This window comes from Thiobacillus sp. SCN 63-57, from assembly GCF_001725555.1.
Lineage (GTDB): Bacteria > Pseudomonadota > Gammaproteobacteria > Burkholderiales > Thiobacillaceae > Thiobacillus.
This window is the reverse complement of record NZ_MEGP01000020.1, coordinates 40,716-61,365: the sequence shown is the minus strand read 5'-3', so window position 1 is coordinate 61,365 and position 20,650 is coordinate 40,716. Positions and strand designations below refer to the sequence as shown.

The 20,650-nt window shown below is 64.1% G+C and carries 17 protein-coding genes; 8 read left to right on the top strand and 9 right to left on the bottom strand.

Translation table 11 applies throughout. The features are described 5' to 3' along the window. Positions 1–47 precede the first annotated feature (47 nt). Genes ABT23_RS08950 through hemC form a run of 4 tightly spaced genes read right to left on the bottom strand, consistent with a single transcriptional unit; the run spans position 48 to position 3,922 of the window. Positions 48–1,199: a heme biosynthesis HemY N-terminal domain-containing protein gene (locus ABT23_RS08950; RefSeq protein WP_296633882.1), complete on the bottom strand. Its 1,152-nt coding sequence runs from the start codon at positions 1,197–1,199 to the stop codon at positions 48–50. Next, on the bottom strand, positions 1,199–2,227 hold the full coding sequence (locus ABT23_RS08945; RefSeq protein ID WP_296633879.1) for a uroporphyrinogen-III C-methyltransferase: 1,029 nt from the start codon (positions 2,225–2,227) through the stop codon (positions 1,199–1,201). Before ABT23_RS08945 ends, ABT23_RS08950 begins: the two co-directional genes overlap by 1 nt. Further along, positions 2,220–3,002: a uroporphyrinogen-III synthase gene (locus ABT23_RS08940; RefSeq protein ID WP_296633878.1), complete on the bottom strand. Its 783-nt coding sequence runs from the start codon at positions 3,000–3,002 to the stop codon at positions 2,220–2,222. The genes ABT23_RS08945 and ABT23_RS08940 overlap by 8 nt, the downstream gene beginning before the upstream one ends. Beyond that, positions 2,999–3,922, bottom strand: a complete 924-nt coding sequence (gene hemC, locus ABT23_RS08935; RefSeq protein WP_296633876.1) for a hydroxymethylbilane synthase — start codon at positions 3,920–3,922, stop codon at positions 2,999–3,001. The genes ABT23_RS08940 and hemC overlap by 4 nt, the downstream gene beginning before the upstream one ends. 81 nt (positions 3,923–4,003) lie before the next feature. On the opposite strand from hemC, the gene ABT23_RS08930 reads away from it, so the two are divergent. From ABT23_RS08930 to ABT23_RS08910, 5 genes are all read left to right on the top strand, one after another. Next, positions 4,004–4,495 carry a thioredoxin family protein gene (locus tag ABT23_RS08930; protein WP_296633874.1) on the top strand — a complete coding sequence of 164 codons (492 nt, stop codon included), beginning with the start codon at positions 4,004–4,006 and terminating at the stop codon, positions 4,493–4,495. Positions 4,496–4,596: 101 nt separating this feature from the next. Next, the gene (locus tag ABT23_RS08925) at positions 4,597–5,238 is read left to right on the top strand and encodes a response regulator transcription factor (RefSeq protein ID WP_296633871.1); all 642 of its coding nucleotides are present in this window, start codon (positions 4,597–4,599) and stop codon (positions 5,236–5,238) included. Continuing rightward, on the top strand, positions 5,235–7,151 hold the full coding sequence (locus tag ABT23_RS08920) for an ATP-binding protein (protein WP_296633868.1): 1,917 nt from the start codon (positions 5,235–5,237) through the stop codon (positions 7,149–7,151). Before ABT23_RS08925 ends, ABT23_RS08920 begins: the two co-directional genes overlap by 4 nt. Positions 7,152–7,249: 98 nt before the next feature. Further along, on the top strand, positions 7,250–8,665 hold the full coding sequence (gene mpl, locus ABT23_RS08915; protein WP_296633866.1) for a UDP-N-acetylmuramate:L-alanyl-gamma-D-glutamyl-meso-diaminopimelate ligase: 1,416 nt from the start codon (positions 7,250–7,252) through the stop codon (positions 8,663–8,665). Between the two features lie 445 nt (positions 8,666–9,110). Further along, on the top strand, positions 9,111–9,788 hold the full coding sequence (locus ABT23_RS08910; RefSeq protein ID WP_296633858.1) for a hypothetical protein: 678 nt from the start codon (positions 9,111–9,113) through the stop codon (positions 9,786–9,788). 434 nt (positions 9,789–10,222) lie between these two features. Here the strand turns inward: ABT23_RS08910 and ABT23_RS08905 are convergent, their stop codons facing one another. Next, complete coding sequence (locus ABT23_RS08905) at positions 10,223–11,119, bottom strand: LysR family transcriptional regulator (protein ID WP_296634206.1); 897 nt, start codon at positions 11,117–11,119, stop codon at positions 10,223–10,225. A 111-nt stretch (positions 11,120–11,230) separates the two neighbouring features. Between ABT23_RS08905 and ABT23_RS08900 the strand changes: the two genes are divergently transcribed. Both ABT23_RS08900 and ABT23_RS08895 read left to right on the top strand, forming a co-directional pair. Continuing rightward, complete coding sequence (locus ABT23_RS08900) at positions 11,231–12,175, top strand: DMT family transporter (protein ID WP_296633855.1); 945 nt, start codon at positions 11,231–11,233, stop codon at positions 12,173–12,175. A gap of 160 nt (positions 12,176–12,335) precedes the next feature. Next, positions 12,336–15,002, top strand: a complete 2,667-nt coding sequence (locus ABT23_RS08895) for a GGDEF domain-containing phosphodiesterase (protein WP_296633854.1) — start codon at positions 12,336–12,338, stop codon at positions 15,000–15,002. 4 nt (positions 15,003–15,006) lie between these two features. Here ABT23_RS08895 and cynS read toward each other — a convergent pair whose 3' ends face one another. Genes cynS through ABT23_RS08875 form a run of 4 tightly spaced genes read right to left on the bottom strand, consistent with a single transcriptional unit; the run spans position 15,007 to position 18,524 of the window. Continuing rightward, the gene (gene cynS / locus ABT23_RS08890; protein WP_296633852.1) at positions 15,007–15,450 is read right to left on the bottom strand and encodes a cyanase; all 444 of its coding nucleotides are present in this window, start codon (positions 15,448–15,450) and stop codon (positions 15,007–15,009) included. Positions 15,451–15,458: 8 nt separating this feature from the next. Next, on the bottom strand, positions 15,459–16,400 hold the full coding sequence (locus ABT23_RS08885; protein ID WP_296633850.1) for an ABC transporter ATP-binding protein: 942 nt from the start codon (positions 16,398–16,400) through the stop codon (positions 15,459–15,461). Between the two features lie 16 nt (positions 16,401–16,416). Then, entirely contained in the window at positions 16,417–17,268 is an 852-nt protein-coding gene (gene ntrB / locus ABT23_RS08880) for a nitrate ABC transporter permease (protein WP_296633848.1), read from the bottom strand. Then, positions 17,265–18,524 (bottom strand): CmpA/NrtA family ABC transporter substrate-binding protein, encoded by a 1,260-nt coding sequence (locus ABT23_RS08875; RefSeq protein WP_296633845.1) that lies wholly within the window; start codon positions 18,522–18,524, stop codon positions 17,265–17,267. Before ABT23_RS08875 ends, ntrB begins: the two co-directional genes overlap by 4 nt. Before the next feature lie 429 nt (positions 18,525–18,953). On the opposite strand from ABT23_RS08875, the gene ABT23_RS08870 reads away from it, so the two are divergent. Further along, on the top strand, positions 18,954–20,540 hold the full coding sequence (locus ABT23_RS08870) for a sigma 54-interacting transcriptional regulator (RefSeq protein WP_296633842.1): 1,587 nt from the start codon (positions 18,954–18,956) through the stop codon (positions 20,538–20,540). Positions 20,541–20,650 lie beyond the last annotated feature (110 nt).

The window sequence follows — 20,650 nt, the reverse complement described above, 5'->3', positions numbered from 1 at the left end:
ACGCTGCACAGGATGGCAACCCCGTACAAACGTGCCAGGCGCCTACTCTAAACCCTACTGCGCACGGCACAATGCCAGCGCTTTCTGATAATGCAGACAGGCTTCGCCGGGTTGGCCGCTCTGGGTTTTGAGCTCGGCCATGCGGATATGGCCGTCGGCACTGGCGGCTGCGCCTTGCCCCATAGCTGCTGCACGCTGCACAGCTGCGTCAGCGTCAGCAACAACTGCGCATCGCGTGGCTGTGCATGCAGCCACTTTTCGGCCTGTTCGATCTGTCGGGTCGGGCTGCTGCCGCGCACTTCGCCGTACAGGGCCACCAGTTCCTCGTTCCACTCGCGCCCGAGCGCGGTTTCCAGCACATCGAGCGCGGTATCGTGGCCACCGCGCTGCATGAAGGCACGTGCGCCGGCACGCGCCACCCAGGGGTCGGCCTTGAAATCCGCCGGGATTTTCTTCCAGTATTCCAGCAGCCCGCGATCATCCTCCGCGCGGCGCTTGAGATTCTCGGCGTACACCATGCGCCGGCTCTGTGCGGCAACGCCCGGTTCCAGCGCATTGCTGCGGATCAGCGCGTCGAGCAGGCGCTCGGCTTCGTCCCACTGTCCCGTCATCTGCCTCGCCTTGAGTTCGAGCCGCAGCAGCGCGGTGTGCTGCGGAGCCATTTCCTTGGCCCGGTTGATCGCCACCAGCGCCGCCGTGGCGTCCTTGGCGTCGAGGCGCGCCTCGGCCTCGAACAGCTGCGCCGCGAGTTCGGCGCCGTGTTCGGTGGCTTCCTGGATATGTCGCTCGCGCTGCGCGACCGCGCGCATTTCCTGTGCCGCGCGGGCCGCGAGCACGCGTGCCAAGCCGATCCGGGCTTCGTCGCCCAGCCACTGCCCCAGGGATTGTTCGGCATCCTGGTAGCGATATTCGGCATACGCCCGCAGGCCGCCGACGAAATTCTCGTCGCGCTTGCGGGCAGCGCGGCGCTCGCGTTGCTCGCGCACGATGCTGGGCAGATTGAGCGTGAGCATGGCCAACCGCAGCAGCACGATGCCGCCGACTATCATCCCGACCACCGCCAGCACGAATCCGATGAAGGATATTTCCATCCGCCACGGCGGGTAGACCAGCACCACGTAGCCCGGGTCGTAACGCCCCGCCATCGCCAGGGCGACCGCCAGCACGGCAACGATGAGCAGCGAGATCAGCCAGCGCATCACGGATTCCCCTTGTAGGCATCGAGGGCGGCCAGGCTGGCGTCGATGCCGGGCAGCTTGATGGCGATCTGCAGGCTGGAGAGGCGCTTGACCTCCTTGATGGCGTCGGAGACTCCGGCATCGCGCGTATTGAAATAGCGTTCAAGCATGAGCAGCACCGCGTGCAGGTCCGCGCGGAATGCCGCCTGATCCTGCGACAACAGCGCCAACCGCGCCGACAGCAGGCGCAAGCGCAGGTTCTCGCGCAGGAAGTAGGCCTGGTCGGGCGGGAGCAGCACCGCTTCGTTGCCTTCCACGCGGCGGATCTGCACCAGGTGCTTCAGTTCCGACCACAGTTCCTGGCCGAAGTTGGCCGCCCGCACGCTGCGCGGCGCGGGCACCGCTTCGGAGGCCTGCGCGCTGGCCAGCGGCCAGTCCATATGATGTGCCACCAAGGCCTCGATGCGTGCGCTCATCCCCACCTCGTCAACCGAGGGCGCCGCACGCAAATTGGCCAGATCCGAGGCAATGGCACGGCGCAACGCAGTGAACTGGGGTTTGTTCAGACGCTGCAGGCGGGTATCGGCGCCCTCCAGCGCGATGATCGCCGCCTTCACATTGCCTGCCAGCTGCAGCTGCTGCGCGGCGGTCAGCAACACCTGTTCGATTTCGGCCAGCGTCCACTGGTCCCGGCCCTGCGCCAGATCCTTGTACAGGGACTCGAGCGCCAGTTGCTGTTGCTGCGAGGTCGCCATCTGGCTTTCGATATGCGAGACCTTTTCGCTGACCTGGCGCATCGCGTCGTCAGCGTTGCGCGCCAGCAGGCGGGATTCGCTCACGTCCTTGCCCGATTCGGCCAGACGGCGTCCCAACTCGGTCTTCAGGTCGCGGATGCGTTCGCGGCTGTCGGACCACGACCACCCTGCCGCAGCCAGCGCCAGCACGGAGACCAGCATGGCAACGAGCGGCAGCGCATGCATGCGCGGCTGCGGCGTTGCCACGGGCGTGGCAACAGGCGGTGCGGAGGAGGTTTCGGGCGTGTCATTCATATTTAGAGCCTGTCTTATTCCTGAACCAGTTAACCAGACCATCCAGCAGGCCTGCGTCGCCCCCCGGAGTGGCGACGACGTGCGCAATGCCGAAGCGGCGAGCCGCATCGGCGATTTTCTCATGCGGGACGAAAAGCGGGGTGGCCGCCAGCAGGGGCGTACCCGGCTCGCCCAGCAGCGTCGCCAGATTGTGCAGCGTCTCCGCGCTGGCAACCGTCACCGCATCGATGCCGCCCGCCTGCCAGCGCGCCAGCAGGGGCGCGGGGTCGGCGTGGGGACACGTACGCCGGTAGCACTCCATGAAATGCACTTCGGCGCCGCGTGCGCGCAGGGTGTCGGCCATCAGCGCGCGGCCGCCGACCCCGCGCACGATCACCACCTGTCTGCCAGCCACCGCCTGCAATTGCGGCAACGCCAGCACGGCCTCGCTGTCCTGTCCGTCCGGCGTGACGACCTCTTCGACGCCCTGTTCCGCCAACGCGCGCGCAGTGCCGGGCCCGACCGCAAAAACCCGGAGCGCGTCGGGCAAGCCGCCGCGTGCGCGGATCGCCGCCATGCCGAACTGTGCGGCATTGGGGCTGATGAAAATCGCGATGTCAGCCCCGGCCAGATACGCGAGCGCCTCCGCCAGCCGATCCGCCGCAACCGGCTCGATGCCAAGCGCGGGAAACACGAACGCCGTCCCGCCCGCCGCCCTAACCTTCTGCGCCAGGCCGGCCGCCTGATGGGCAGGCCGCGTCACCAACACGGTGCGACCGGCCAGAGGTTGCGTCATGCGGCCGGGAGGGCGTCGAGGATGGCGCGCGCGCCTTGCGCCAGCAGCTTGTCGGCCAGCATCTGGCCGACCGCTTCGGGATCGGCCGCATCGCCTTCGGCACGATCCTGGATGAAGCCGCTGCCGTCCGGATTCGCCACGAAGCCGTTCAGCACCAGTCGTCCCGCCTGCAGCACCGCATGTGCGCCCAGCGGCACCTGGCAGCTGCCGCCGAGCACGCGGCTGACCTGGCGCTCGGCGCGCACGCAAGCGGCGGTTTCAGGATGGTTCAATGCCGTCAGCATGGCGGCCACCTCGTTGCTGCCGCTGCGGATCTCGATGCCGAGGGCGCCCTGGCCGGCGGCGGGAATGCTGTCTTCCACGGTAAGCAGGCTCTTGATGCGATCGCCCAGCCCGAGCCGCTTGAGGCCGGCGGCAGCCAGCAGGATCGCGTCGAACTGGCCTTCGTCGAGTTTTTTCAGGCGGGTGCCGACGTTGCCGCGCAGCGGCTTCACCGCCAGGTGCGGGTAGCGGGCACGCAACTGGGCTTCGCGGCGCAGGCTGGAGGTGCCGACCACGCTACCGGGCGGCAGCTCGGACAGGCGTTCATAGCGGTTCGACACGAAGGCGTCGCGCGGGTCCTCGCGCTCGCCGATCACGGCAAGTGCGAAGCCCGGCGGCAGTTCCATCGGCACGTCCTTCATCGAATGCACCGCCAGATCGGCCTCGCCGGCCTCCAGCGCAACCTCGAGCTCCTTGACGAACAAGCCCTTGCCGCCGATTTTGGACAGCGTGACGTCGAGGATCTGGTCGCCGCGCGTGGTCATGCCCAGGATATTCACCGTGCAGCCGGGGTGCAGCGCGCGCAGGCGATCGCGAATATGCTCGGCCTGCCACATGGCAAGTGCACTTTCACGGGAAGCGATGGTCAGGGTATGCATGGCGGTAGGAATAAACTGTTTGATTTGGCAAATGATGGCGCGATACTGGCGATTATGACGTACCCGAAACCACCCGCAGGAATGGCGACAATCGCACGACAGATCGCAGCCTGGGCTCTGATTTTAGCATGGGGCCTGGGGCTGTCCTGCACTGCCCGCGCGGCGGACAGCCTGGTCCACGCCAAGGATTTCCAGGCCGACGCGCGCACGGCCGCCAAACGGCAGGTGCCCGTCCTGGTCGTCTTCACCACGCCGCACTGCCCGTATTGCGAACGCGTCAAGCACGACTATCTGATTCCCATGCACAAGGACCCGGCCTACCGCAAGCGCGTCATCATCCGCGAGGTCACCATCGGCACCACCGATCCCATGACCGACTTTGACGGCACGCCCACCACCGAAGGCGCGTTTGCCGCCGCGCACAAGGTATTCATGGTGCCCACCGTCCAAGTCTTCGACACCCAGGGCAACGGGGTCGGTGATCCCATCGTCGGCCTGCTGATCCCCGACTACTACTTCGGCTATCTGGAAAACGCCATCGACGCCGGCGTGAGCAAAGTACGCGGCAAATAGCGGCGGTGCCGACTCGGCCCGCCGAGCGGTCTCCTCCTCCGCGCGCATCGATTCTCCAAGCAGGCAGGCTGCTAGAATCCCGCCATGCAGGACGCGCAGACATGAAAACCCTCCTGGCCGACGATCATCCGCTGATGCGCGAGGGCGTGCGACAGGTGTTATCGCAACTGGAGCCGCCGGTCGAGATCATCGACGCCCACGATTACCCCAGCCTGTTCGCACAGACGGCGCTGCATACCGATCTCGACCTGGCGCTGGTGGATCTGAACATGCCCGGTTTCGTCGGCATGCAAGGGATCACGCAATATCGCAGCCGCTTCCCCGACATTCCCCTGGTGGTCCTGTCCGCCTCCGAATCACCGCACGACATCCGCAATGCGCTGGAAGCCGGCGCGCTCGGCTACATTCCCAAGGCCGCGTCCACCGCGGTGATGCTGTCCGCGCTGCGGCAGGTACTGGCAGGCAACATTTTCGTGCCGGCCTGCCTGGGCGACGGGAACGGCGGACTGCATACGGTGGTGCCGGCCGATTTCGAGGCCCTGCAGCATAGCGGGCTGACCGCGCGCCAGCTCGAAGTGGCGCGCCTGCTGGCACAGGGCTGTGCCAACAAGGCCATCGCCGGCATGCTGGCGATGTCGGAAAGCACGGTGAAAGTCCACATCGCGGCAATTTTTCGCGCCCTCGACGTGACCAATCGAACCGAGGCCGTGCTCGCCATCCAGCGCTTGACCCATAATTCGTGACCGCTCCGCGCGCCTGGCTCCGCCGCCTGTCGCCTTCCAGCATCCGCAGCCGGATGCTGATGATCGCCCTGCTGCCTGCGCTGCTCGCCGAATTCGGCATGGTGGCCTACTTCACCTCGCAGGCACTGGCCACGGCCGAAAAGGCTCTCCACGCACGGGCCACAAGTTCGGCCCGACACCTCGCTGATGCCTTGCCCTACGCACTGGTCAGCGGCGACACGGTCCTGGCCCGCCACCTGCTCGAGACCGAAGCCCGCAACAACCAACTGGCGTTTGCCCGCATCACCGACCTCCATGGCCATACGCTGGCCAGCGCCGGCGACGTCCTGGATGCCAACCAGCTCGCCGACCGCTATCGACAGCGCGCCCGCATTCTCCTGCCCGACACCGTGGTCCAGGACAACGCCCTGTTTCCGGCCGACCCGGCCATTGCCAGCGACCTGCTGGGCGAAGTGGAAGTCGGCGTCCAACTCGACCAGATCGCCACGTTCAAGCGCGACACCCTGATCCATGCCGTCCTCCTGATGCTGCTGGCCCTGGCGCTGACCGGCGCACTGGCCTGGCGGCTGTCCAACCGGCTGGCCGGCCAGCTGCAGCATGTCGGCCGCGTGGTGGGACTACTCGCCTGCGACGATCTCTCGGTGCGCACCCACTTACCGCCCGAAGGCGAGGTTGGCGCCCTGGCCGCCGGCGTGAACGACATGGCGGAGGCCTTGCAGACGCACCGTGGCGAACTGGAGCAGCGCATCCGCGAAGCCACCGCCGACCTCGCCGCCAAAAAAGACATGGCCGAACGCGCCAACCAGGCCAAGTCACGCTTCTTCGCCGCAGCCAGCCACGACCTGCGGCAACCGCTGCATGCCCTGTCGCTGTTTGTCGCTGCGCTGAAGGCACGCAACCAGCAGCCCGAGGCGCAAACCCTGATCGACAACATCGAAGCCTCCACCGCAGCCATGGAACTGTTGTTCAACGCGCTGCTCGACATTTCGCGGCTCGACGCCGGCACCATCGAAACACACCCGGTGCATTTTCCGCTGCAGAAGATGTTCGTCGAACTCGAACAGCAATTCGGTGCGCTGGCGGCGGAAAAGCAGCTGCGCCTGCGTTTCCGCCCGTGCGACGTCACCCTGTACAGCGACCCGCTGCTGATCGAGCGCATTCTCGTCAACCTGATCGCCAACGCCATCCGCTACACCGACGACGGCGGCATTCTGGTGGCCTGCCGGCAGCGCGGCGAGCTGGTGCGCATCAGCGTGATCGACACCGGACGCGGCATCCCGTTCGACCAGCAGGAGAGCGTATTCCAGGAATTCGTCCAGCTGCACAACCCGGCACGCGACCGCAGCAAGGGCCTCGGACTCGGACTCGCCATCGTGTCCCGCCTCGGCCGGCTGCTGGGACACCGGGTGGACCTGCTCTCCCACCCGGGTCACGGCTCGATATTCAGCATCGACGTGCCCAGCGGCGAAACGCGCCTGATTCAGCCGCCCACCACCGCGCATTCGCCCGGTTCCATCCCCACCGATGCGCTGGTGCTGCTGGTGGACGACGAAAGCGCCATCCTGCGCGGCATGGCCGAACTGTTCGACAACTGGCAGATCGACCTGGTCACTGCCCACAGCGCCGACGAGGCCGAACACTGGCTCACCAGCCTCGACCGCGTGCCCGACGTCATCGTGTCGGATTACCGCCTGCCCGACGACATCGACGGCATCGAGGTCGTCCCCCGCCTGCGGCAGAAATTCGGCCACGACATTCCGGCCATCCTGGTCACTGGCGACACCGCGCCCGACACCATCCTGCGCATCAGCCGCGCCGGCTTTCCCCTGCTGCACAAGCCGCTGCGCCCCGCCAAACTGCGCGCCCTGCTGACCCACCTGATCCAGCAGGCACGCGCCGCCGCCATGGGATAATCATGTCCGAGTGAGGCGTGAGGGGTAAGGAGCCGGAACCGCGGCCACCCCCTTGCCTCCCCCACCTAACCCCTAACCCCTAACGCCTCACCAAGAAAATGCACATCCACATCCTCGGCATCTGCGGCACCTTCATGGGCGGCATCGCCGCCATCGCCCGCGCAGCTGGTCACACCGTCACCGGCTGCGACGCCAACGTCTACCCGCCGATGTCCGACCAGCTGCGCGCGCTCGGCATCGACCTCATCGAAGGCTTTGACGCCAGCCAGGCCGACATCAAGGCCGACATCTTCGTCGTCGGCAACGTCGTCACCCGCGGCAACCCGCTGATGGAAACTCTCCTCGAACGCGGCCTGCCCTACACCTCCGGCCCGCAGTGGCTGGCCGACAACGTCCTGCGCGACAAATGGGTGCTCGCCGTCGCCGGCACCCACGGCAAGACCACCACCTCCGCCATGCTGGCCTGGATCCTCGACGACGCCCGCATGCGTCCCGGCTTCCTGATCGGTGGCGTTCCGCAGAATTTCGAAGTCTCCGCGCGGCTGACCGACACGCCCTTCTTCGTCATCGAAGCCGACGAATACGACACCGCCTTCTTCGACAAGCGCTCCAAGTTCGTCCACTACCGGCCGCGCACCGTCATCCTCAACAACCTCGAATACGACCACGCCGACATCTTCCCCGACCTCGCCGCCATCGAGACCCAGTTCCACCACCTCGTGCGCACCGTCCCGGGCAACGGCCTCATCGTCGCCAACGGCGCCGACGCCAACCTCGAACGCGTGCTCACACGCGGCTGCTGGACTCCGGTCGAGCGCTTCGGCGCCACGTCAACCAACGGCGCAGACGGCTGGACCACAGGCGAAGCCGACATCCAGGGCAGCTTCGACGTCTTCTTCAACGGCACGCTGCAAGGCCGCGTGAAGTGGGAACTGATCGGCGAGCACAACCGCATGAACGCACTCGCGGCGATTGCCGCCGCGCGCCACGCCGGCGTGCCCGCCGCCACTGCGATCGATGCCCTGTCCCGTTTCGAGAACGTCAAGCGCCGCATGGAAATCCGCGGTGCCGTCCACGGCATCACCGTCTACGACGACTTCGCCCACCATCCCACCGCCATCGCCACCACCGTCGAAGGCCTGCGGGCGAAGATCGGCAAGAGCCGCATCCTCGCCGTGCTGGAGCCGCGTTCCAACACCATGAAGCTCGGCGTCATGAAAGCCCAGCTGCCCGGCAGCCTCACCGAGGCCGACCAGGTCTACTGCTACGGCGCCAACCTCGGCTGGGACCCCGCCGAGGCTTTGGCGCCGCTGGGCGACAAGGCGCGCGTGTTCGACAACCTCGACAAGCTGGTTGCGCAACTGGTGGCCGACGCGCGGCCGGGCGATCATGTGCTGATGATGAGCAACGGGGGGTTCGGGGGGATACACGCGAAACTGCTGGACGCGCTGCATCATCACTATCACGAGGATATTGTGTTGACGCCTATGCATCGGTATGGGGGATATGCGTAAGCAAGGGGCAGTTGCCGTTCGCCCTGAGCCTGCGGAAGGATCGCCGCGCAGCTGCGGGGACCCACCGGCGTGCTCCTTGCGGGTGCTGTCGAAGGGCTGGTCGTTGTGGTGAAGGTGTTCGCAGGACTGCTGACCGTTGGCCGGGGGTAGCCCGGCAGCTGGTTCCTTTTCTTGTCTCGCCAAGAAAAGGAACCAAAAGAAAGCGACCCCGACAGCCCCGAAACCCCGAAGATCAAGCGCGCCGGATGGGCGGCAAAGAACTCGCCCCGCTTTTGTCGGGTTGATTTAATTTTTGTGAGCGGGGCTCAAACACCTTTGCCGCTGATCCACCCGCCACACTTGATCTTCGGCAGGGCTGTAAGGGGAAGAAAGTCAAAACCAGGCAAGTGATAGCCCCACGTTTCTGATTATTATTTGTGTCATTTCGTCCCACGAACCAAACTGCATGAACACCCCAACCACCCAAACCCTTCTTGCTCGCTACGAGGGTAACCGGGTTATCCGTGGGCTAATTCAACTTATCCCCTTTGGGATAGGCGGTGCAATCGACGTCGTACTTGCCCGAACACTTACAACAATTCGGGAGCAACGTTCTAGGGCTTTCTTTGATGAGCTTGCCAAAGGCACCACGCAAATTGATCCTGCCGAATTGGAATCAGAAGATTTCTTGCACTGTTACTTTGCCACAGCCCGTTATGCACTCAACTCACGACACCGAGAAAAGATCAGAATGTTTGCCAGACTGCTGAAATCATCGGTTTCCCCCAATGGACCGCGGGACGTAGATGAGTATGAAATCTTTTTGGAGATACTGGACGAGCTCAATTATCGAGAATTGCAGGCGCTGACAATCCTTGACTCATACTCAAGTCAACCATGGAATCCAGATCAGAACGACCTTCAATGGACCAATACATTTTGGGATGATTTTTCGGCACGCCTGACAACTGATCTAAATATTCCTCAAGAAGAAATTAGGGATTTCATGAATCGAATATCTCGGACAGGCTGTTATGAAATGTTCACCGGAACATATCTGGACTACACAGGAGGCAAAGGCAAGCTGACGCCAAGATACAGACGCCTCAAACAGTTCATCGAGGAGCAAGAGCAGCCGACGTAAGGGCGCACCGGACTTGCGTCGCATCACTAGCACGCAAACCGCCCAGTCATCACCGCCCTGGTTTTGACTTTCCTCCCCTTACAGCCCCGCCGGAAATCGAGTCTGCCGGGCGGATCAGCGGCGAAGGTGTTTGAGCCCTGCCCACAAAAAACCAATTAAAAACATCGAAGGCGGGGCGAGTTCTTCGCCGCCCGTCCGGCAGGCTCGATTTCCGGGAATTCGGGGCTGTCGGGGTCGCCTTCTTTTGGTCACTTTTCTTGGCGAGACAAGAAAAGTGACTAGCCGCCGGGCTACCCCCGGCCAACGATCCTCAGTCCTGCGAACACCTCACTACAACGACCAAGCCCTTCGACAGGCTCAGGGCGAACGGCGGCTAAAGTAGTGTGCGCCGCAACCAGTACAGGCCAACGCGAACGGATGCCCAGGGCAGCCCCCTAAGTCTCCACCAACGCCTCCACCAGATAATCAATAAACACCCGCACCTTCGGACTCAAATGCCGATTCGACGGATACACCGCATAAATCCGCGCATCCTGCCCAGGCAGGAAATCAGCCAGAATCTCCACCAGCCGCCCCGCCCGAATATCCGGCTCCAGCCGGTAGCTCGAACCCAGGATGACCCCCAGACCGGCCAGAGCCGCCCGCCGCAGGGCATCAATGTTGTTGGTGAAAAAGTTACCGCTCACCGGCACGTTGAGGGGGTGCCCCTCGCTCACGAACGCCCAGCGGGTATCGCCCGTCTCGTCGCTGCGCAGGTAGCGCAGGCAGTTGTGGTCCGCGAGTTCTTCCGGCCGTTGCGGCGTGCCACGGCGTTGGAGATAGGCGGGTGCGGCGCAAAGCACCTGGCGCACCGCAGCCAAGGACCGCGCCACCAGCAGTTCGCCGGGTTGGGCGGTGAGGCGCAGGGCGAGGTCGTAGCCGCCATCGACCAGATCCACCACGCGGTCGTCGCACACCAGTTCCACGCTCACTTCGGGATAGCGCGACAGGAAGCCCGGCAGCAGCGGGGCGATGCGCAAGCTGCCGAAGCCGACGGTCGCGCTGACGCGCAGGTGGCCGCGCGGCGCTTCATGCAGGCGGCTCACTGCGCGTTCGGCGGCGTCGGCCTCTTCGAGCATGCGTACGCAATGCGCATAGAACGCGGTACCGGCCTCGGTCAGGCCGAGGCGACGCGTGGTGCGCTGCAGCAGCCGCGCATCCAGCGATTTTTCCAGGCGCGCCACCTGCTTGCTGATGACCGGCGCCGATACGCCCAGCTTGCGCGCGGTTTCCGAAAAGGACTGGTTCTGGACCACGAGGGTGAAGATGCGGGCAGCTTCCAGGTCGAGCATGGCGGACACTATTGTTAACCCAGGGGAAACAATCATATGCCTTCCGGAGGGATTTTTAACAGGCCTCGAATGGCTACGCTATGCACATCGCACTGTTGCAAGGAGATCACGATGTCCCGCGCTTCGCTTTTCCAGGCCATGGGCCTGCTGCTGCTCGCCGCCGTCTCCTGGGGCGGCATGTTCCAGGTCGCCAAGCCCCTGCTGCCGCAGATCGACGCGTTCCATATGACCGCCATCCGCTATGGGGGCGCCGCCTTTCTCTTCGCCGGCTTGCTGGCCTACCGTGAAGGGCGGGGCGCCTTCCGGCTCGAGGGTCGCGGCATGCTGCTCTGGCTATATGGCAGCCTGGGCTTTGCCGGCTTCAACCTGCTCGCGTTCACCGGTCTGGCGCACAGCCGGCCCGAGCACGCTGCGGTCATCATGGCACTGATGCCCCTGATGACCGCCCTGGTGAACTGGGGCATGCGCGGCGTCCGCCCGGCCGGGCACACGCTGGTCGCCATCGCCATCGCCTTGACCGGCGTGGTGCTGGTGGTGAGCAACGGCCATCTCTCCACGCTGTCTGCCTCGGGTCAGGTCGGCGGTGACCTGCTGCTGTTGCTCGGCGCACTGTGCTGGGTGTTCTACACGCTGGGGGCCGCACGCTTCACACACTGGTCGCCGCTGCGCTATACCACGCTGACCTGTCTGCTGGGTGCGCTGAGCATCTTTGCCGCGACTGCCGCGATGACGCGGCTGGGCCACATTCATCCGCCCACCATGGCGGCCGTGCAGGACGGACTGTGGGCACTGGCCTACATGGTGGTGATCGGCGCGGTGATCGCCGTATTGAGCTGGAATGCCGGCATCCGGCAGCTGGGCGCGCTCAACGGCGTGCTGTTCATCAACTTCGTGCCGGTATCCGCGTTCGTCATCGGCGTCATCCTCGGCCATCGTTTCGGGCTTGCCGAACTGGCAGGCGCTGCGTTTGTCATCCTGGCGCTGATATTCAACAGTCTGCTGAGCCAGCGCGCCAGTGCCCGTGTGGCGGTGAACGCGGTGGCGATGGCGCGCTGACGCGCTGCCCGTCATTGCGGTCGGCCACTACAGTGGCCGACCGCCCTTTCAACCTTCTCCCGAAATGCGTGGTAAGTTGTCGAACTGGCAGCATCCACGATATCAATACCTTGCGCGTGCACGCCCCGGCATGCCCAGCGCGAGATCGGGGGGAATGTATTTGGATCGGCAATTCGAAAGTCACCGCATCGGCCTCATCGGTGGCCTCATCCTGATTGTCCTGACGCTCGCCGCCGGCATCGCCGTGTATGCCCTGATGCAGCGACAAGCGGAGTCCGTCCTCGTCAAAAGCCTGGCCACCGCCCTCCAGAACGACCGCCGACTGTTCGAAAGCGAGATCAGCTCAGGCGTGACCAATGCGCTGGCTGTTTCCACCCGCCCTTTCGTGATCCACAACCTGCAGCAGCTGAAGGCGAAGCCGGACAATGAGGCCAGCCGACAAGCCTTGCAGCAGATTGCGGATTCCTTTCTGCCGATTGGATTCGCCAGTGTCTCCTTTCATGACAGCCATGGCCAGGCAATCGTGTATGCAGGTCATCCGGCGAAAAGCCCGGCGCTCAACGTGCCCCTCAACACGCAAGCCACATCACATCTGCTGTGGGATGGACAACTGATCCTGCGGGTCGACCATGAGGTCATGGACGAAGGGGGCCACCTCATGGGCACGGCACGGACCGAATCCACCCTGCCACGGCTGACGAATGCCATCGCCGAAGCGGGCGTGCTGGGAAAAACCGTGGAGCTCGCCCTGTGCGCCCCGTTGGAAAAGGACATGCAATGCTTCCCGCTCACCCGGTCGCAACACGTGTTTGCACGCATGGCTCGCACGATAGCCGGGCAGCCGCTGCCCATGAGCCATGCGCTGAAAGGGGAAACCGGCATTGTATTCACGCAGGATTACCGCCACGAGGACGTGGTCGCCGCCTACACCCCATTGGGCCGCCTGGGGCCCGGCATGGTGCTGAAGATCGACCAGGCTGAACTGTTCGGTCCCGTCCGACGACAACTCTGGATCATCGTTCCGCTGCTGGCCCTCCTGGTCGTGACGGGCATTCTCCTGCTGTACGGACTGGTGACGCCGCTCGTGCGCAAGCTCGTCCTCTCCAGACGGGAAACCGCGGAGATCAACGCCAGGTTGCGCGATGTGGAGGAACGCTGGCGCTTCGCGCTGGACAGCACGGGGGCCGGTGTATGGGATCTGGACATTCCAGCCAACCGGATTCTGCTTTCAAGCCGCAGCAAGGCCATGCTGGGATTTGCCGACCATGAGATCGGCTCCTGCATGGACGACTGGCTGCAGCGCGTTCACCCGGACGACCTGCCCGGCCTGATGGCCGCACGACAACCGCTGCTTGACGGCCGCCGCGACACCTTCGTCCATGAACATCGCAAACGCTGCAAGGACGGCAGCTGGAAATGGATCCAGGCGCATGGCATGGTAGTCACCCGTGATTCGGCCCATGCTCCCACGCGCCTGATCGGAACCTACCTTGATGTCAGCGAGCGCAGGCAGGCGGAGGAAACCATTCAGCGCCAGGCCAACTTCGATCCGCTGACGCAACTACCCAACCGGCGACTGTTCCTCGACCGCCTGGGCCAGGAAATCATCAAGTCCCAGCGTGCCGACTTCTTCCTGGCACTCCTGCTGGTCGATCTCGACGAGTTCAAGGAGGTCAACGACACGCTGGGGCATGACGTGGGCGACATCCTGCTGCAGGAGGCGGCCCGACGCATCCGCGCTTGCCTGCGCGATGCCGATACGGTCGCGCGTCTGGGCGGCGATGAATTCACGGTCATCCTGGCCGACCTGTCGGATCGTACCCACATCGAGACCATCGCCCAGAAAATCATCGGACGCCTGGCCGAGCCTTTTCGTCTCGGCGACGAACTGGCTTACATCACGGCCAGTATCGGCATCACCGTATATCCGGGCGATGCCAACGATATCGACACGCTGTTGAAGCATGCCGACCAGGCCATGTATGCCGCCAAAAAACATGGGCGCAATCGCTTTTTCTATTTCACCGCGTCGCTGCAGGAAGCCGCCCAGACGCGTCTGAAACTGTCCCGCGACCTGCGCGAAGCGATTGCCGCCCGGCAATTCGTCGCCCATTTCCAGCCGATCGTCGAGCTGTCCACTGGACGCACCTGCAAGGCCGAAGCGCTGCTGCGATGGCGACATCCCACGCGCGGGCTGGTCAACCCGATGGACTTCATTCCGCTCGCCGAAGAAACCGGACTCATCAACGAAATCGGCGAATGGGTCCTCATGGAGTCGGCGCGGCGCGTGCAGGCATGGCGCGATGAATTCGGCGACGATTTCCAGGTCAGCATCAACATGTCGCCCGTGCAGTTCCGGGCGGAAGGACGCCCGCGTACCCAGGCATGGCTACGACATCTGCAGGACATCGGATTGCCGGGCACGAATCTTACGATCGAGATCACGGAAAACCTGCTGCTCAATGCGCATGCCGACGTCACCGAGCAGCTGCTGGCATTTCGCGACGCCGGCATCCAGATCGCCATCGACGATTTCGGGACGGGCTATTCCACGCTGTCCTATCTCAAGCAGTTTCCCATCGACTACCTGAAGATCGACCGGTCGTTCGTGCGCGACATCGAAACGGACCCGAACGACATGGCCCTCTCGAGGGCGATCATCGTCATGGCGCACGAACTGGGGCTGAAGGTCATCGCGGAGGGCGTGGAAACCGCCGGGCAGCGCGCCCTACTGGTCGCGGCAGGGTGCGATTACGCGCAAGGCTATCTCTACGCCGGGAAACCGCTGCCACCGGATGAATTCGAGGCCTGGCTGCGGCGCAACTAGGGAATCAGTACATCTTGTACGGCAGGAACTTCCCGTTCAGCACGATCTTCACCCGATCCCCCTTGGGATCCGGCACGCGCGAAATATCCATCGAGAAATCGATCGCGCTCATGATGCCGTCGCCGAACTCTTCGTGGATCAGCGACTTGATCGTGATGCCGTAGACCATGATCAGCTCATAGAAGCGGTAGATCAGCGGATCGGTCGGCACGGCGGAAGGCAGGCTGCCCTTGTACGGCACCATCTGCAACTGGTCGACCGCGTCGGCCGGGAGGCCGAGCAGCTTGCCGACGGTGGCGGCCTGCTTCTTGTCGAGCGTCATCTGGCCCAGGAGGGCGGCGGTTGTCCATTCCTTGCTCTGGCCGACTTTCTTGGCGATGTCGGCCCATTTGAGGCCTTTCTTGTGCTTGGCAGCGAGAATGAGATCGGTGACTTCGGTGCGGGTCATGATGGTCCTTAGGCGTTGACGAGGTGGATGTGGGGCTTGCCGACGGGCGGCGTGTGGACGACGACCGGCTCGACGTCGGACTCGACGAGGTCGGCCGGGTCGAACACGGTGGGTGAACTGGGGGCATCGGGCGCATCGCGCAGGCTGCCGAACAGCTTCGAGCGGCTCACCAGGAAATCGACCAGATGGTTGCGGATCGGATAGTAGTGCGGCTGCTTGTGGATGGCGCTGCGGTCACGCGGACGCGGCAGGGTGTTGTTGACGATCTCGGCGATGCGCGCGTGCGGTCCGTTCGACATCAACATGATCTTGTCGGACAGCAGGATGGCCTCGTCGACGTCGTGCGTGATCATGAACACGGTCTGCTGCGTTTCGGCGCAGATCTTCAGCAGTTCGTCCTGGATGACGCCGCGCGTCAGCGCATCGAGTGCGCCGAAGGGCTCGTCCATCAACAGCATTTTCGGCTCAATGGAAAACGCGCGCGCGATGCCGACGCGCTGCTTCATGCCGCCGGACAGCTGCGACGGCAGCTTGTGTTCGGCCCCTTTCAGGCCGACCAGTTCGATGTAGCGCATGGCATGCTCGCGCACCTGCTGCTTGTTGCGGGCGGGCCAGCGCGACTTCACGGCGAAGGCGACGTTCTCCAGCACGGTGAGCCAGGGCATCAGCGCATGGCTCTGGAAGATGACGCCGCGATCGAGGCTGGGACCGGATACTTCGCGACCGTCCATGAACACGTTGCCCAGGCTGGCGCTGTCAAGGCCGGCGAGGATGTTGAGGATGGTCGACTTGCCGCAGCCGGAATGGCCGGTGACGCAGACGAACTCGCCCTTGTGGATGCGGAAGTTGACGTGGTCGAAGACGGTGACCGGCTCGCCCCCGCTCGGGCTGGGATAGATGCGCGCCAGGTTCTCGACCTGCAGGAAGGGATGGATGGATGGACTTGTCATGCTTGCATTCCCCGGTTCATTCCTGATACGCGACGCGCTTGCCGAGCACGCCGAAGAGGCTGTCGAGCGCCATGCCGACGACACCGATCATGAGGATGGCGAACAGCACGTTGGTGAGCGACAGGTTGTTCCACTCGTTCCACACGAAGTAGCCGATCCCGGTGCCGCCGACCAGCATTTCGGCGGCGACGATGACCAGCCAGGCGATCCCCATGGAGATGCGCATGCCGGCGAGGATGGTCGGCGCGGCGGCCGGCAGGATCACGCGGAAGGCCTTTCGCAGCGGATTCACTTCCAGCGTGCGCGAGACGTCGAGCCAGTCCTTCTTCACGTTGGCGACGCCGTGCGCGGTATTGATCAGCATCGGCCACAGCGAGCAGATGAAGATGACGAAGATCGACGAGGCCGAGGCGTCCTTGATCGTGTAGAGCGCGAGCGGCATCCACGCCAACGGCGAGATCGGCTTTAACAGCTGCACGTAGGGATTGATCGCCTGGTAGACCACGCGCGAGTTGCCGATGGCGAAGCCGAGCGGGATCGCCACCACGGCGGCGAGGAAAAAACCGCCGAGCACGCGCGCCAGCGAATAGCCGAGCTGGATACCGATGCCCTTGTCGTTGGGACCGTTGTCGTAGAACGGGTGGGACAGCTTGTCCCACACGGTCTGCGCCATCGCCGCCGGGGTGGGGAACCCCGAGGCGGCCTTGGCCCCCCCGCCCCCCATCAGCGCGGCGTATTCAGGATCGACGTTGGCCGCGGCCACATGGGTTTCCGGCAGCGTCAGCAGCTGCCAGACCAGCAGGATTGCCGCGAACAGCCCGAGCGACAACAAGCCGGCCTTCTGACTGAGTGAGAATCGGGTCTTCATGCGCGTTTGATGGCGAAGGAGTTGAGGTATTCGGCAGGCTTCGCGGGATCGAACACCTTGCCCATGATGGTGTGCTTCGTGTAGCTCGACGCCGGCGCCTTCAGCCCGATCTCGGCCATGCGCTTCCTCGCATCGGTAGCGCGGAACACGTCTTCGGCAACGGCCTTGTAGTTGACCTCGCCCTTGATGTAGTTCCAGCGCTTCAGCTGCGTAAGGATCCACACCGCCATCGACTGCCAGGGGAAAGGATCGAAGTCGACGCGGTCCGGCACATTCTTCACGCTGCCGAGGCCGTCGGCGAATCGCCCGGTCATGACCTGCTCCAGCACCGGGATGGGCTGGTTGAGGTAGTTGGCCGGGGCGATGGCCTCGATGATGGCCTTGCGATTTTCCGGCTTGTGCGCGTAGTCGGTCGCGCTCGCAATCGCCCGGAACAGCGCAGCGTAGGTGTTGGGATACTCCTTGTAGAAACCCTCCTTCACGCCGAAGGCACAGCAGGGATGGCCATCCCACAGGTCGCGCGACAGGGTGTGGATGAAGGCGAAGCCTTCGTATACCGCACGCTGGTTGAACGGCTCGGGGCCGAGGAAGCCGTCGATGTTGCCGGCGCGCAGGTTGGCCACCATGTCGGGTGGCGGCATCATGCGCAGTTCGACGTCTTTGTCCGGGTCGAGGCCATGCTCGGCGAGGAAGTAGCGCAACAGCAGGTTGTGGATCGAGTAGTCGAACGGCAGGCCGAACTTCATCCCCTTCCAGTCCTTGGGATTGAGCTTGTCCTTGTGCTTGAGATGCAGCGTGATGGCCTGGCCGTTGATGTTCTGGATCGTCGCCACGTCGACCGCCTGTTTGGCCGATCCCAGCCCCAGCGACATCGCCAGCGGCATCGGGGACAGCAGGTGCGATGCGTCGTATTCCTTGTTCTGCACCTTGTCGCGCACGACGGCCCAGCCGGCGGTTTTCTGCAGGCTGACGTTCAAGCCTTCGCGCTCGTAGAAACCCATGGGCCCCGCCATGATGATGGGCGTGGCGCAGGTGATGGGGACGAAGCCGATCTTGAGATCGGTTTTTTCCAGCTTGCCTTTTTCCGCCGCCAGCGCCTTGGCGGCACCCATCGGGAACAAGGTCGAGATCGCCGCCATCGCCGTGCCGGCGCCGACCGCGCGCAGGAAATTGCGGCGCATCTGGTCGTCGGGGAACAGGCCGCGCATCACCGCCGATTCGACCACGCGCGACACGCGCGCATCCTCGTTTTGCATGGCGGCATCATGATCAGCCTGACTGTGGTGGCGGCCGCAACTGCATCCTGCACGGTGCAGTGGGGTATCGGGGTCAAACGGATTATCAAAACCGGACATTAAGCGCTCCCATCGGTTGAAAAAACTTGGCGTCACAACACGTCCGCATGCACCAGCGTCGCCGCACCGCGCTCCGGTCTGGTGCATGGCCACCGATTCCGGTTTGCAGCACGCCGACCGCTCCAACGCCTGATTTGGCGGGCCTGGAGGAACCCGGCTGAGCGATGCATCGTGTCGACACCAAAGGTCTTATCAGGAAGCGTGCCAGCCCACACGATCGACACTAAGCAGCTGTTTATCCATCGCTTTTCAAGGAATATCCGAAGCCGCCCTCAACGTTGGTCCGATTCTTGATTACACAGTGTTGACAAAATGTTTTGAGGAATCGCCATGACATCCCCTGCATTGCCAGCCGAACATCTACAGAACGAGGAAATGCTGGTTATTCGCGAATCGGCACGCCTGGTCGGAAAAAGCCTGGAGCCCGGACCGGTGATCCGCGAAATGCTGCATCTGGTCTCGGAGTTTCTTGGGCTCAATCGCGGGCGCGTGGTGTTGCGGCAGTCCGACGGCGACTATGCGATCCGTTATGCCTACGGCCTGACGGCCACGGAAATCGAACGCGGCATCTATCACCCGGGGGTCGGCGTCACCGGGCGCGCCCTGCAAAGCGGCGAGCCGGTGATCGTGCAGGACATCGACAACGATCCGCATTACCTCGCACGCGCGGTGGACCGTTCACACCTGCCGAACGAAACGGTCAGCTTCATTGCCCTGCCGCTGCGCAGCGATGGCGAGGTCCTGGGTCTGCTGGGGGTGCACCGCATCCGCGGACGCGCGCGAGCATTGGCCGACGACCTGCGCATCCTCGAAATCATCGCCACGCTGATCACGCAGATCCTCAAACTGAACGATCGCGTGGCGGAACAGACCGCCCGCCTGGAACACGAGAACCGCGAACTCAAATGGGCGCTCGAGCGCGGCACGCCGCAGCCGGCCACGCTCGGCATCGTCGGCGAATCGCCCGCCCTGCGTCATGCCTTGCGCCAGATCGAACAAGTGTCGTCCACCGACGTGACGGTGCTGCTGCTGGGCGAATCGGGCACCGGCAAGGAGTTGTTCGCCCGCGCGCTGCATCTGTCGAGCCCGCGGCGCGACCAGCCTTTCGTCAAGGTGAACTGCGGCGCGATCCCGGAAAACCTGTTCGAGTCGGAATTGTTCGGCTACGAGAAAGGCGCATTCACCGGCGCGGTCGCGGCGCGCGCCGGATACTTCGAGCAGGCGAACGGCGGCACGCTGTTTCTCGACGAGATCGGCGACCTGCCGCTGGCGATGCAGGTGAAGCTCTTGCGCGTGCTGCAGGAGAAATCGCTGCAGCGCGTCGGCGGCCGCCGCGAAACGCCGATCGACGTACGCATCGTCGCCGCCACCAACCTCGACCTGCAGCAGCAGGTGAGCGCGGGCCGCTTCCGTCTCGACCTGTATTACCGCCTCAACATCATTCCGATCCGCCTGCCCGCACTGCGCGAACGTCCCGAAGACATCCGCCCGCTGGTGCGCCACCAGCTCAACCTCATCAGTCAGAGCTATCAGCGCAACGTCGGCCTGACGCCGGAGGCGATGGAGACGCTGGCGGGCTACCACTGGCCGGGCAATATCCGGCAATTGCGCAACGTGCTGGAACGCCTGGTGCTGCTGGCCGAGGGCGCGACGATTCCGGCACAGGAGGTCGAGCGCGTGATCCACAGCGAAGCCACGCCGGAGGCCGGCAGATCGTTCGGCAGCGTCCAGGCGAGCCCGCCTGCGCTTGCCACCGTACGCCCCTATCTCCCTGCGCAGTCGCACGACCGTCAGCAGATCGCGCAGGCGCTGGCGCACGCCCATGGCAACAAATCGCGCGCGGCCCAGATGCTGGGGCTGACCCTGCGCCAGCTGAACTACCGTCTGCAGCGGCTCGAAGCGGCCGAGGCAAGCTGACAATGGTTGACAATTTGTTAGCGCAGGCCATTAGCGACAGCCGGACGGGAAGGCAAATATGAATAACAAACAATGGCTTGCCACGTTTTTCAGAGCTGGCACAGGAATCG

Coding starts and splice junctions, on each gene's coding strand:
- ABT23_RS08950 (WP_296633882.1), bottom strand. CDS start 1,199: ATGCGCTGGCTGATCTCGCTGCTCATCGTTGCCGTGCTGGCGGTCGCC.
- ABT23_RS08945 (WP_296633879.1), bottom strand. CDS start 2,227: ATGAATGACACGCCCGAAACCTCCTCCGCACCGCCTGTTGCCACGCCC.
- ABT23_RS08940 (WP_296633878.1), bottom strand. CDS start 3,002: ATGACGCAACCTCTGGCCGGTCGCACCGTGTTGGTGACGCGGCCTGCC.
- hemC (WP_296633876.1), bottom strand. CDS start 3,922: ATGCATACCCTGACCATCGCTTCCCGTGAAAGTGCACTTGCCATGTGG.
- ABT23_RS08930 (WP_296633874.1), top strand. CDS start 4,004: ATGGCGACAATCGCACGACAGATCGCAGCCTGGGCTCTGATTTTAGCA.
- ABT23_RS08925 (WP_296633871.1), top strand. CDS start 4,597: ATGAAAACCCTCCTGGCCGACGATCATCCGCTGATGCGCGAGGGCGTG.
- mpl (WP_296633866.1), top strand. CDS start 7,250: ATGCACATCCACATCCTCGGCATCTGCGGCACCTTCATGGGCGGCATC.
- ABT23_RS08910 (WP_296633858.1), top strand. CDS start 9,111: ATGAACACCCCAACCACCCAAACCCTTCTTGCTCGCTACGAGGGTAAC.
- ABT23_RS08905 (WP_296634206.1), bottom strand. CDS start 11,119: ATGCTCGACCTGGAAGCTGCCCGCATCTTCACCCTCGTGGTCCAGAAC.
- ABT23_RS08900 (WP_296633855.1), top strand. CDS start 11,231: ATGTCCCGCGCTTCGCTTTTCCAGGCCATGGGCCTGCTGCTGCTCGCC.
- cynS (WP_296633852.1), bottom strand. CDS start 15,450: ATGACCCGCACCGAAGTCACCGATCTCATTCTCGCTGCCAAGCACAAG.
- ABT23_RS08885 (WP_296633850.1), bottom strand. CDS start 16,400: ATGACAAGTCCATCCATCCATCCCTTCCTGCAGGTCGAGAACCTGGCG.
- ntrB (WP_296633848.1), bottom strand. CDS start 17,268: ATGAAGACCCGATTCTCACTCAGTCAGAAGGCCGGCTTGTTGTCGCTC.
- ABT23_RS08875 (WP_296633845.1), bottom strand. CDS start 18,524: ATGCAAAACGAGGATGCGCGCGTGTCGCGCGTGGTCGAATCGGCGGTG.
- ABT23_RS08870 (WP_296633842.1), top strand. CDS start 18,954: ATGACATCCCCTGCATTGCCAGCCGAACATCTACAGAACGAGGAAATG.